The organism is Sulfolobus acidocaldarius SUSAZ, from assembly GCA_000508305.1.
Taxonomy (GTDB): Archaea; Thermoproteota; Thermoprotei_A; order Sulfolobales; family Sulfolobaceae; genus Sulfolobus; species Sulfolobus acidocaldarius_A.
In genome coordinates, this window is the sequence record CP006977.1 from 1,325,332 (window position 1) to 1,337,267 (window position 11,936).

An 11,936-nucleotide genomic window follows, 5' to 3' on the forward strand; every position below is an offset into this window, starting at 1 on the left:
ATAGTCCTTTTAAACTCTGAGTACAATATGGGTGTCTAGTGGTTAATATGAAACAAATGGATATAAAATCTTTAGTAAATTATGTCGCACTAAAGATATTAGGTGGTAGCGACTATATTCTAGAAGCATTAGAAAAATACCTAGTAAAAGGAGAAGGTCCAGCTACAGTAGCGTATGAGTATCAAATATCAAAGCATCAACTCAGAGGATATGCTCAAAGGATTATTGAAAAGAGCGGAAGCGAAGGAAGGGCTAAGAAGATTCTCCCGATTATTAAAGACATATCAAAGGACGTTAAACCGATAGTTAAAAGAACAGATGGAGATCTATATTATTGTACACTCTGTAATACATCAATTCCTAAGGAGGATACAGAAGAGCATGTGAGAAAATACCATAAGGAAATTCTTACATCGACAATAAAGACAATGTTGGAGAGATTAGAAGAATATAAGAAAGAAAAGCAAGCCATAATACTTACATCAGTAAGTTAATAAGTGAGATAATTTTTTGAGGTAATACTCCTTTTAGTTAGTTGTCCTCTTTAAAAGGAAGACTTTTAATTTATTAAATTACTTTTTTCTATTTGAGAGAGAATGAAAAAAGTTGTAAGCGTCAGACTCAGGGAAGACGTTGTAAACAAAATTGATTATTTTGTATCTGAAATGGGTTTAGAGAGCAGAACAGATTTTCTAAAACAAGCATTGGACTACTATGTCAAGAGAAAGAGGTCAACGGCTAAAGGAGTCCTTTAACATTCTATATATCAAGAATAACGTATTTTTAATTATCTCCTCATCTTAAATACCATTTTTTGATTTTAATTTGCGGAATGAAAATCGTACTTGCATACTCAGGAGGATTAGATACAACTGTAGCTATTAGATGGTTAAGGGAAACCTTCAACGCTGATGTTACAACAGTTACTGTGGATGTAGGTCAAAAAGATGATTTTTATCAAATAGAAAAAAGAGCTTATATAGCAGGTGCAATAAAACATTACACTATAGATGCAAAGAAAGATTTTGCAGAAAGATATATCTCATATGCAATAAAGATGAACGGTTTATATGAAGATATATACCCTCTTTCAACAGCCTTGGCAAGACCATTAATAGTTGAAAAGGTAGTTGAAATAGCCAAGAAAATAGGTGCAGAGGCAATCGCTCACGGCTCAACATCAAAAGGTAATGATCAGGTTAGATTTGATTTAGCGGTAAAGGCATTGTACCCTGAGGCAAAGATCATAGCACCTGCAAGAATATGGAATATGACAAGGGATAAGGAAATCGAATATGCTAAATCGAAAGGAATTCCAATAAAGACAGAAAGTAGTAAGTATAGTATAGATGAAAATCTTTGGGGAAGAAGTATAGAAGGAGATATAATTTCTGATCCATCAAAGGTGGTTCCAGAGGACGCATTTGAGTGGACTAAGAAGACAAAAGATGACAAACTTAAGATTTCCTTAACCTTTGATAAGGGTCTTCCTGTAGAAGTCAATGGAGAAAAAATGGATTTACTTAAGGTTATTCAAGTACTTAATGAGCTCGTTGGTTCAAGAGGTTTTGGAAGAGTTGAACATCTTGAAAACAGAGTAGTGGGCTTTAAGTCGAGGGAAGTCTATGAGGTACCTGCAGCACTAGTTTTAATTAGTGCTCATAAGGACTTAGAGAAATCAACTTACACTCCATTAGAATTTAGATTTAAGAGATCTCTTGATGGTCAGTGGAGTGATCTGGTTTATCAGGGTCTGTGGTTTGAGCCTCTACGAGAAACTATCCAGTTAGCTGGAGATAATCTAAATAAATGGATCTCTGGGGAGGTATTCATTGAGATTGAAAATGGTAACATGAAAATCTTAGGCAGAAAAGGAAAGTTCTCTCCATTTTCTGAGGAGATAGCAAGTTACAATAAGGGCTGGTATCCATCTGACGAGATGGCTAGAGGTTTCATAGAGATCTTTGGTATGCATTCATTGGTAGCCAGAAAATCGAGAGGGATATGAATGTTATATAGAAGATGGGGCTCAGATAAAGATTTTGTAATTTCGTACACTTCCTCTAGTGAATCTGATAAAGAGATTGTAGAAGAAGTTAAGCTTACTTTAAAGGCGCACAGTATAGAACTATACTTATCTAATTACATCTCTAAGGATACTGCAAAAAAGATCATTCGTACAATAAATTCTTTCAAAGATTATACTTCCTCAGGTTATGAAGACGTTCATGAAGCTTTAGAGGATTATATCATAAAGAATATAGGAGAAGAGGGAGGTTGGGTTGGACTTGGTCGCAGTAGAAATGATCATGTAGCTACAGCCCTGAGACTAAGAACTAGAGAATATATTTTTGACATCCTAGAAGAACTTTACTTACTTAGAAAGTCCTTAATTGACCAGGCCAAGAAAAACCTAAACACGATTATGCCATCTTATACTCATTTCCAGCCTGCTCAACCCACTACTTTGGCTCATTACTTCATGTATTTGGAAGAAGAGTTAAACACACCATGGGAGACTTTGTTTAACTCCCTGAAACTAATAAATAGAAGTCCATTAGGTAGTGGAGCAATAGTAGGTAGTAATGTTAAGATAGACAGGAAGAGAGAGGCTGAATTGTTAGGTTTTGATGATGTACTTTATAATACAATATCGTCAACGTCCTCAAGGATAGATTTCATTAGTGTCATATCCTCTCTGGCATTACTAATGCTAGTGTTAGGAAGATTTGCCGAGGATATGATATTACTGTCTTCTATGTTTGTTAATATAATTAAACTTCCAGATAGTCATGTCAGTACTAGTAGCCTTATGCCCCAAAAAAGAAATAGTGTAACGATGGAGATCTTGAGAACAAAGGTGGGAGAATGTTATGGAGATTTATCGTCATTAATAGTGATTTATAAAGGTTTACCTTCTGGGTATAATCTGGATCTGCAGGAGATGAATAAACATTATTGGAATTGCATCAAACATGTGATACCATCAATACATATTACAAGAGACATAATTCAAAATATTCAAATCAAAAATTTTGGAGAAATACAAGGCTTAACAGCTACTGATTTAGCTGAAGAAATGGCTATTTCCGGCATTCCCTATCGAAAAGCTTATATAGATGTGGCAAACAAGATTAAAGCGGGCACTTTCGTAGCTGGAATTTCTTACACAAAATCCATAGAAAATAAAAAGGTAATTGGATCTCCCAATCCAAGTATATTGACGCAGGAAATTGAAATTAAAGAAAAGAGACTCGATAGTCAATATGAAAAATTTAAGCAATATAAGGAAAACGTTATAGAAAAAATGGGTCAATTAGGGGTGATAGAGGATGGATTATTACAATAATGATACACCAGGATACATATATCTAGAAGATGGAACTTTAATGAAAGGAGTAGGCTTTGGTGCCAAGGGTATACGAGTCGGTGAAATAGTGTTTACAACGTCCATGAATGGCTACCCAGAGAGTTTGACTGATCCTTCCTATAAAGGGCAAATCCTTGTAATTACGCATCCCTTGATAGGAAATTATGGTGTTCCTGAGAAAAATTATGTTAATGGTATACTCACTAATTTTGAATCAGAGAGAATTCAAGCTGAAGGTCTAGTCATATCAGAACTAACAGAACCTTTCAAGTGGAACTCAAAACAAACTTTACATGAATGGCTTCTCAGCGAAGGAATTCCAGGTGTCTATGGAATAGACACTAGGGCAGTTGTAAAGAGAGTTAGATCAAGAGGAGTAATGATGGGAATAATCGCTTCAGGTGTTGAAGTAAATGATCCAGAGGAATATTTGAAGAAAAAATATGACGAAATGAACTTTATTCAGTATACCTCACCAAAGGCTCCTATAATTCACCAAGGTAAAACCGGTGATGTTGTAGTTGTAGTTGATTGCGGAATTAAACACGGGATTTTATATCAGTTGTATTTGAGAGGATTTACCGTGGTTAGAGTTCCTTGCAACTACAATGTAGACAAGATAATGGACTTTTATCCTAAAGGATTACTGTTTAGTAATGGTCCTGGGAATCCAAATCTTCTCACTGATTTGGTGAAAAACTTCAGAGAGATAATTGAGTACAATCTTCCCACATTAGGGATATGTTTGGGTCACCAGATAGCTACTATGGCTTTAGGAGGAAAAGTTAAGAAGATGAAGTTTGGTCATAGAGCTATCAACAAGCCTGTTATAGATACAACTACTGGAAAGAGCTACATTACCACCCATAATCATGGTTACGCAATACTTTCAAAACAAGATATTCCTATTCACACACGTGTTTGGTTTTACAATCCAGATGATGGAACAGTTGAGGGTTGGATACATGAAAAGTACAACATAATTACCACTCAGTTTCACCCTGAGGCGAGACCCGGTCCATGGGATGTAACTTGGGTTTTTGATAAATTTAAGAAAATGGTGGTAGGAGATGCGTGAGAACGTAAAAAGAGTTTTAGTCATAGGTTCAGGTCCAATAAAAATAGCTGAGGCAGCAGAATTCGATTACTCAGGAAGTCAAGCACTAAAGGCTCTGAAAGAAGAAGGGATAGAAACAATATTAGTAAACTCTAACGTGGCGACAGTTCAGACGAGTAGAAAGTTTGCAGATAAACTCTACATGATTCCCGTCACCTGGTGGACTGTAGAGAAAGTGATAGAGAAGGAGAGACCAGATGCAATAATGATAGGTTTTGGTGGACAAACGGCACTGAATGTAGGTGTAGATTTATACAAGAAGGAGATACTGAAAAAATATGGCGTAAAAGTTCTAGGTACACCTGTAGAAGGTATAGAAAGAGCCCTAAGTAGGGAGAAATTCAGGGAAACAATGATTAACGTTAACCTACCTGTACCTCCTAGCCTTTCTGCAAGATCAGAAGAGGAGGCACTTGAGAAAGCAAGACAGATAGGCTATCCTGTAATGGTCAGGGTGAGCTTTAACTTAGGTGGAAGAGGCTCCACGGTGGCATGGAGTGAAGAAGATCTGAAAAGAGATATTGGTAGGGCATTAAGCCAGAGTTATATTCATGAAGTCCTCATAGAGAAGTACTTGCACCATTGGATTGAACTTGAGTATGAGGTAATGAGAGATAAACATGGAAATTCAGCAGTCATAGCGTGTATAGAGAATCTAGATCCAATGGGAGTTCACACCGGTGAGTCAACAGTTATCGCGCCATGCCAAACTTTGGATAATAAGGAGTTCCAAGACATGAGGAGTATGTCAATTGATGTGGCTAAATCTATTGATCTAGTAGGTGAATGCAATGTTCAATTCGCACTGAATCCTATAGCTTATGAGTATTATATAATAGAGACTAATCCAAGAATGTCGAGATCTAGTGCTTTGGCTAGCAAAGCAACAGGTTATCCTCTAGCCTATGTGTCAGCCAAACTAGCTTTAGGGTATGACCTGTATGAGGTCTTAAACAAAGTTTCTGGATCAACTTGTGCATGTTTTGAGCCCAGTTTAGATTATGTGGTAATAAAGATACCTAGATGGGATCTTGATAAGTTCGAGAATGTCGAGCACTCTTTAGCAACTGAAATGAAGAGTGTAGGAGAGGTAATGAGTATAGGTAGGTCATTTGAAGAGGCTCTTCAGAAAGCCGTTAGAATGTTAGACTTAGGAGAGCCTGGAATAATCGGCGGAAAAGTGTATAATTCGAAGATGTCTAAAATTGACTCATTAAGAATGTTAAAGGAAAGAAGACCATATTGGTTCCTTTATGCTTCAAAGGCTTTTAAAGAGGGTGCAACTATTGACGAAGTTTATGAAGTGACTGGTATTAATAAGTTCTTCCTCAACAAAATAAAGAATTTAGTAGATTTCTATGAAAGCATAAAGAACAATAAGGGATTAGACCAGAAGACGCTGTCAATTGCTAAACGTTTAGGCTTTAGTGATTATCAGATAGCTAACGCAGTAGGTCTAAGTGAGAAGGATATCAGGGAACTGAGGCAAAAGTATGGAATTGAGCCTAAGGTTAAGCAAATAGATACTCTAGCTGGCGAATGGCCTGCAGTTACAAACTACCTGTACGTGACTTATAACGGAACTGAGGACGACATTGAATTTTCCAACGGTATAAGAAAATTGCTTATTGTCGGCGCAGGTGGTTTTAGAATAGGTGTATCAGTAGAGTTTGATTGGGGTGTAGTTTCTCTACTAGACTCTGCCTCAAAGTATTTTAATGAAGTTACAATAATTAATTATAATCCTGAAACAGTCTCAACTGATTGGGATATCGCCAGGAAATTGTACTTTGATGAAATATCGGTGGAAAGGATTTTAGATCTTGTAAAGAAGGAGAAGTTTAACTATGTTGCGACATTCGCTGGAGGTCAGATAGGGAATACAATATCGAAGAAACTTGAAGAGAATAGTGTCAAATTACTGGGTACCTCTGGACACAGTGTGGATATAGCTGAGGATAGAGAAAAGTTTTCGAGACTACTTGATAAGCTAGGCATAAAGCAGCCTGAATGGATATCTGCGAGATCAATAGAGGAGGTAAGGAAATTTGTAGATATGGTTGGTTATCCAGTTTTGGTCAGACCAAGCTATGTCCTTAGCGGTTCAGCAATGAGAATAGTTTACAATGACACAGAACTAGTATCTTATATAAAGAAAGCCACAGAGATCTCTTCAGAACATCCTGTGGTAGTATCTAAATATATTGATAATGCAATAGAAGCTGAGATAGATGGTGCTTCTGATGGAAGAGGTGTTTATGGTGTTGTACTTGAGCATGTAGAGGAGGCAGGAGTGCATAGCGGCGATGCAACCATTAGTATACCATTTAAGAAGCTAAGTCCTGAAACAGTTCATAAAATGAAGGAGTCAATTCACTCAATTTCTCGTGAACTGAATATTAAGGGTCCATTTAATGTTCAATTCGTAGTTAAGAACGGAACTCCTTACATTATTGAAATGAACCTTAGAGCTAGTAGATCTATGCCATTCAGTAGTAAGGTAGTTGGGAAGAACATAATTGACCTCGCTCTTACAGGCGTGATAAAGGGATTTGACTTTGATGAGTTTGTTGAACTTAAGGCAAAATCATGGGGAGTCAAATCAGCTCAATTCTCATGGGCGCAGTTGAAGGGCACATATCCCTTCTTAGGTCCTGAGATGAGAAGCACTGGAGAAGCTGCATCGTTAGGTGTAGATTTCTATGATGCTTTACTGAAGAGCTGGCTGTCTTCGTCTCCAAATAGATTACCTGATCAAAAAGGTATTGCCTTAGTTTATGGAAGATCTAATCTGGAGTACTTACAAGCGTCTGCAAGAAACCTATCTGAATACGGTATGACGGTCTATACTCTCTCTGATGCTCCTATCTATGGTTATGAAGTTACAAGTAGTGGTAAAAGCGTAGAACTAATTAAAGACAGAAAAGTTGAAATAGTTGTAACCGATGGATATCTTAAAAGCTTAGATTATGAGGTGAGGCGTATTGCCGTTGATTATAACGTACCTATAATATTAAGTGGTAGGTTAGGTGAGGAGTTGACAAAGGCATTCTTATTAAGAAAAAGTGACATGACTTTCTATGAAATAAGCGAGTATGGGGCAGGTATATGAGAGTAGCGCTTGTCGTTGATATAGTAAGACAAGAGGAAAAACTAATTGCTAAAGCACTAGAAAAATTTCAATTACAGTATGATGTAATTAATGTGGCGCAAGAGCCCTTACCTTTTAACAAAGCCTTAGGCAGGTATGATGTGGCAATCATAAGACCTATAAGTATGTATAGGGCGCTCTACGCATCAGCAGTTTTGGAATCAGCTGGTGTTCACACCATAAACTCAAGTGATACCATTAGTTTATGTGGAGATAAGATTTTAACATACTCAAAGTTGTATAGAGAGGGCATACCAATACCTGACTCTATAATTGCCATGTCATCAGATGCTGCATTAAAAGCCTATGAACAAAAAGGATTTCCACTGATAGATAAACCACCCATAGGTAGCTGGGGAAGACTAGTATCTCTCATAAGGGACATTTTCGAAGGCAAAACCATAATCGAACATAGAGAGTTAATGGGCAACTCTGCTCTTAAAGTTCACATAATTCAGGAGTACATTAATTACAAAAGCAGAGACATAAGGTGTATTGTGATAGGTAGTCAGCTTCTAGGTTGTTATGCTAGGAATATACCTTCTAACGAATGGAGAGCAAATATTGCTTTAGGTGGTTATCCATCGCAGATAGAGGTAGACCATAGACTAAGAGAGACTGTATTAAAGGCTACGAGTATTATAGGTGGAGAGTTCGTATCCATAGATATAATGGAGCATCAATCTAAAAATTACGTTATAAACGAGTTTAATGACGTTCCAGAGTTCAAAGGATTTATGTTGGCCACCAACATTGATGTAGCGGAAGAGCTAGTGAGCTATGTGAGAAATAATTACCTAAGGTAAGCTAAAAATATATCATGGTGTGTTTCTTCTAAGACTCTTCTCATTGCATCTATTTTTTGCCTCAAATTAGGAACAAGAGCTTTAGGATATTCCAACTCCCATAACAACTCATATAATTCCTCCATCATTTGGTAAGTCTTTTCTGCTTCTTCTAACTCTTTCTTCCTTAGATGCTCTAGTGTTTTTCTTCTTAGTTCTCCTATAGCATCAGCTATACCTAGGATGTAGAAAGCGTCAGGTATTCCCAAATCTGTGGCTATTAGCAAATTTTGATTGAAATATATTGATATGACAATTGTTGCCTCTGCAACTTCCTGGAACGCAGTTGCTATTTCACCATAGAGTAATTCAGGGTATTTTTCTATTAGCTTTTTCAAATTGTCCAGTTTTTCTAGTGCTAGTTTGTACTTGTTTAACGCCTCATCTTTTCGGAATCTGTGTGATAAAGATATTGCCTCTCCTGCGTATCTAATGATCTCCCTTGATATTGAAAATGCTTTTTCCCTTGCATCAAATCTATCTTGTAACTTAGGTACGACAGTTGATATGTAAGTCTTTAAGGTTTCTGTTACCATAAGATTAAAATGTAAATAATAGTATATATAGTGAATGAGACGTTTTATTTGTAATCCAAAAAATACTTATACTTTTTATACTTTTAAAGTAATATGAAACAAGTAAATGTAGTTTCTATTGTGGGAGCAGGAATTATTGGAGCAGGTTGGAGTACCTTATTAGCTGTACATGGGTATAGAAATATCTTTTACACAGAGAAGAAGGAGACCCTGGATAAAGGATTACTTAAAATTAAAAGTTATCTTCAAGTTATGCATGAATATAAGCTAGTGGATAAGAGCCCAGAAGAGTACATGCAATTCATAACTCCCACGACAGATTTTAATGACGTTATGAAGGGGGATTTCATAATCGAGGCAGTTATTGAAGATTATGGAGTTAAGAAGAAAGTTTTCGGTGAATTGGATGAGAGGCTTGACAAAGATGTAATCATAGCCAGTAGCACCTCAGGGTTATTAATCTCAGAAATCCAAAAGTCCATGTCAAGGCATCCAGAAAGAGCTATTATTGCACATCCTTGGAACCCTCCCCATCTTCTCCCTCTTGTAGAAATAGTGCCTGGTGAAAAGACTTCAGAGGAAGTAATACAATCTACAAGAGAATTGATGGAGGACAAACTGAATAGGGTAGTTGTTGTTCTTAAAAAAGAAGTTCCTGGATTTATAGGAAATAGGCTTGCATTTGCTCTATTTAGAGAAGCTGTGCATCTTATTGACGAGGGAGTCGCAACTGTAGAGGACATCGATAAAGTTGTAACTGCTGCTATAGGGCTTAGATGGGTATTCATGGGACCCTTCCTAACATATCATTTAGGTGGAGGAGAGGGTGGGTTGGAGTACTTTTTCAGTAGAGGCTTCGGATATGGTGCGAATGAATGGATGTATACCCTTGCAAAATATGATAAGTTCCCGTACACAGGTGTTATAAAAGCTGTAAATCAAATGAAAGAGTACCAGTTCATAAAAGGCAAAAGTTTTCAGGAACTATCAAAATGGAGAGATGAAAACTTAATAAATGTCTTAAGATTCTTAAAGGAGAAAGGAGCAAAAAAATAGAATAATACAGAAATTTCTTAATATATATGAATTTTTATCTAAGGAATTGGCTGTGGATTACGTGTTATTTTCGCTCTCTTCTCTGAACTCTAATATACCTAAACTCTCTAATAATCCTGAGTCTGTTACATCAAATAATATTGACTCGGTATCTGATGTATTGACATGGTAATGAGGTAGGTTTGCTGGTACTACAAATACATCTCCATTTTCCCATTCTACCTTCTTTCCACCTATTATACTGTAACCTTTTCCTCTCACCACCAAATAAATTGACGCCATATTGTGTGAATGCGGTTGTGTTTTTGAACCTGGTTTTAGATACTGAAATCCTGCCATCATTGTTGGAGTTAATCCTTTTGCCCTCCCAGTGGTAGGGGATTGGAACATAACTTTTGCTACACCTTTTTCTATCGGATTATCATCAGCCAGTAGTCTTAGTAGTTCAAGAACTTTATGAAACTTTATTATTTTGGGTTTAATAGTTTCTGGTGGGCTCGTATGTTCCATAAAGGCGACTACTTTAAGATCCTCATCACTTTGTTCTATTTCCCTTATTACATTCTTAATCTTATCAGTTATAATTTCAGACTGTTTATCGATTCGTTGCATATCTTTAGTCATATGCTTATATTGTATAAATAGTTTAAAAAGGTGACTATAAGTGGATTGTTACATATATTACGAAAATAGGAAGTGTGTGGAAATTTGCGGTAAGGTTGTTTGCGATAAAGCTACAGTAGAAGATTACGGGGCTATTTGTGAAAAGTGTGCGAATGGGGACAAGAAGAGTTGTATAGAGTTATATAATAGATTTGGTTGTTGGAGCATAACAGGTTGGTGGCTTTAGTGGACTGGAGATCCCAAAGTTTTTGTTAGAAGTATGGAAAGTGCTGCAGTTACTAAACCTGCGATTAGCATTATTATTGCAGTGTTTATTCTTTCCTTAATTTCTCCGCTGTAAATGGATCCTAAAATGGATAAAATTAGAGAAGACAGAAATATGGTTACCCACATATTCTCAGAGAAGTAGTAAAATACTATTATTACGACACCGATGAAAGGAGATAAACCATGTACTAATGTGTTCAGAAATATACCTATTTTTTGCGAATAATCTATAATAGTTCCCTTAAGGCTTTTCAGTATTTGTCTCTCTAGGTTTCTCAGCTCTAATTCTTTCTCCTTGATTTCTACAACTAAGGTATTGCATAAAGACGACATGGCTACACCTATTAGCCCTGACATTATACCCAATAGTATAGTGTTGAAATTAGCCTCAACTATGACAGTTGATACTAGTATACTCAAACCAACAAGAATACCGTCAAATGCACCAAGAATTAGGTACCTCCTGAGTAGTGGTAGGTTATCTCGAATAGCAATCTTAAAGGCTTCAAGTAAAAGCTTACTTGACACAGGGTATTTTAGAGTGAACTTATATATTACTGTTATTATAATAACGTGGCTATGAATAAGAGGCTTTATCTAGTCCTAGCGATAATTGTTATACTTATAACTGCAGTTGGTGTATACGCTTCGGAAAGTTCATACAAGACAACAATTCAAGTTAACAATTTAGGTGGTTCTACTGTTGATGGAAAATACATGCTTGAAGTCCAGGTTATAGTTAATTATGGTCCCTTTGGTGGGTCTCAGCCATTGGCATCTGCACCTATATGGTTATACTACAATGGAAAATATCTAAATCAGACCTCCACAAATAATCAGGGAATAGCTATATTCTATGTTCAGCCAGGCAACTATACAATATTCTTCACAACATTTAAACTCACAAAGAGTATAACTGTTAATGGGAACACTGAGGTCACTTTAAATTATGCTTATCTAAAGGTATAAT

General features: G+C 36.5%; 13 protein-coding genes. 10 read left to right on the top strand and 3 right to left on the bottom strand.

The window, feature by feature from the left end; all coding sequences use genetic code 11:
- The first annotated feature begins 47 nt into the window (after nucleotides 1–47).
- From SUSAZ_07650 to SUSAZ_07680, 7 genes are all read left to right on the top strand, one after another.
- Nucleotides 48–494: a hypothetical protein gene (locus SUSAZ_07650; protein ID AHC51830.1), complete on the top strand. Its 447-nt coding sequence runs from the start codon at nucleotides 48–50 to the stop codon at nucleotides 492–494.
- A 102-nt stretch (nucleotides 495–596) separates the two neighbouring features.
- Nucleotides 597–755 (top strand): CopG family transcripitonal regulator, encoded by a 159-nt coding sequence (locus tag SUSAZ_07655; GenBank protein ID AHC51831.1) that lies wholly within the window; start codon nucleotides 597–599, stop codon nucleotides 753–755.
- Nucleotides 756–832: 77 nt separating this feature from the next.
- Entirely contained in the window at nucleotides 833–2,008 is a 1,176-nt protein-coding gene (locus SUSAZ_07660) for an argininosuccinate synthase (GenBank protein AHC51832.1), read from the top strand.
- Nucleotides 2,009–3,349 carry an argininosuccinate lyase gene (locus SUSAZ_07665; GenBank protein ID AHC51833.1) on the top strand — a complete coding sequence of 447 codons (1,341 nt, stop codon included), beginning with the start codon at nucleotides 2,009–2,011 and terminating at the stop codon, nucleotides 3,347–3,349.
- Entirely contained in the window at nucleotides 3,333–4,448 is a 1,116-nt protein-coding gene (locus SUSAZ_07670) for a carbamoyl phosphate synthase small subunit (GenBank protein ID AHC51834.1), read from the top strand. Before SUSAZ_07665 ends, SUSAZ_07670 begins: the two co-directional genes overlap by 17 nt.
- Entirely contained in the window at nucleotides 4,441–7,599 is a 3,159-nt protein-coding gene (locus SUSAZ_07675) for a carbamoyl phosphate synthase large subunit (protein ID AHC51835.1), read from the top strand. Before SUSAZ_07670 ends, SUSAZ_07675 begins: the two co-directional genes overlap by 8 nt.
- Nucleotides 7,596–8,444, top strand: coding sequence for a 30S ribosomal protein S6 modification protein (locus SUSAZ_07680; protein ID AHC51836.1), 849 nt, complete (start codon nucleotides 7,596–7,598; stop codon nucleotides 8,442–8,444). The genes SUSAZ_07675 and SUSAZ_07680 overlap by 4 nt, the downstream gene beginning before the upstream one ends.
- Here the strand turns inward: SUSAZ_07680 and SUSAZ_07685 are convergent.
- Nucleotides 8,432–9,019 (bottom strand): haloacid dehalogenase, encoded by a 588-nt coding sequence (locus SUSAZ_07685; protein ID AHC51837.1) that lies wholly within the window; start codon nucleotides 9,017–9,019, stop codon nucleotides 8,432–8,434. The two genes, SUSAZ_07680 and SUSAZ_07685, sit on opposite strands and share 13 nt — an antisense overlap.
- Nucleotides 9,020–9,112: 93 nt before the next feature.
- On the opposite strand from SUSAZ_07685, the gene SUSAZ_07690 reads away from it, so the two are divergent.
- Entirely contained in the window at nucleotides 9,113–10,075 is a 963-nt protein-coding gene (locus tag SUSAZ_07690) for a 3-hydroxyacyl-CoA dehydrogenase (GenBank protein ID AHC51838.1), read from the top strand.
- Nucleotides 10,076–10,132: 57 nt separating this feature from the next.
- Here the strand turns inward: SUSAZ_07690 and SUSAZ_07695 are convergent, their stop codons facing one another.
- Entirely contained in the window at nucleotides 10,133–10,699 is a 567-nt protein-coding gene (locus SUSAZ_07695) for a cupin (protein ID AHC51839.1), read from the bottom strand.
- A gap of 40 nt (nucleotides 10,700–10,739) precedes the next feature.
- Between SUSAZ_07695 and SUSAZ_07700 the strand changes: the two genes are divergently transcribed.
- Nucleotides 10,740–10,925: a hypothetical protein gene (locus tag SUSAZ_07700; protein AHC51840.1), complete on the top strand. Its 186-nt coding sequence runs from the start codon at nucleotides 10,740–10,742 to the stop codon at nucleotides 10,923–10,925.
- Here the strand turns inward: SUSAZ_07700 and SUSAZ_07705 are convergent.
- Entirely contained in the window at nucleotides 10,922–11,494 is a 573-nt protein-coding gene (locus tag SUSAZ_07705) for a membrane protein (protein ID AHC51841.1), read from the bottom strand. The genes SUSAZ_07700 and SUSAZ_07705 overlap by 4 nt on opposite strands.
- 51 nt (nucleotides 11,495–11,545) lie before the next feature.
- Here SUSAZ_07705 and SUSAZ_07710 point away from each other — a divergent pair, with 51 nt between their 5' ends.
- A complete protein-coding gene (locus SUSAZ_07710; GenBank protein ID AHC51842.1) occupies nucleotides 11,546–11,935 on the top strand; it encodes a hypothetical protein in 390 nt (129 codons plus the stop codon).
- Nucleotide 11,936: the final 1 nt, after the last annotated feature.

Coding starts and splice junctions, on each gene's coding strand:
- SUSAZ_07660 (AHC51832.1), top strand. CDS start 833: ATGAAAATCGTACTTGCATACTCAGGAGGATTAGATACAACTGTAGCT.
- SUSAZ_07670 (AHC51834.1), top strand. CDS start 3,333: ATGGATTATTACAATAATGATACACCAGGATACATATATCTAGAAGAT.
- SUSAZ_07680 (AHC51836.1), top strand. CDS start 7,596: ATGAGAGTAGCGCTTGTCGTTGATATAGTAAGACAAGAGGAAAAACTA.
- SUSAZ_07665 (AHC51833.1), top strand. CDS start 2,009: ATGTTATATAGAAGATGGGGCTCAGATAAAGATTTTGTAATTTCGTAC.
- SUSAZ_07655 (AHC51831.1), top strand. CDS start 597: ATGAAAAAAGTTGTAAGCGTCAGACTCAGGGAAGACGTTGTAAACAAA.
- SUSAZ_07685 (AHC51837.1), bottom strand. CDS start 9,019: ATGGTAACAGAAACCTTAAAGACTTACATATCAACTGTCGTACCTAAG.
- SUSAZ_07710 (AHC51842.1), top strand. CDS start 11,546: ATGAATAAGAGGCTTTATCTAGTCCTAGCGATAATTGTTATACTTATA.
- SUSAZ_07675 (AHC51835.1), top strand. CDS start 4,441: ATGCGTGAGAACGTAAAAAGAGTTTTAGTCATAGGTTCAGGTCCAATA.
- SUSAZ_07695 (AHC51839.1), bottom strand. CDS start 10,699: ATGACTAAAGATATGCAACGAATCGATAAACAGTCTGAAATTATAACT.
- SUSAZ_07650 (AHC51830.1), top strand. CDS start 48: ATGAAACAAATGGATATAAAATCTTTAGTAAATTATGTCGCACTAAAG.
- SUSAZ_07690 (AHC51838.1), top strand. CDS start 9,113: ATGAAACAAGTAAATGTAGTTTCTATTGTGGGAGCAGGAATTATTGGA.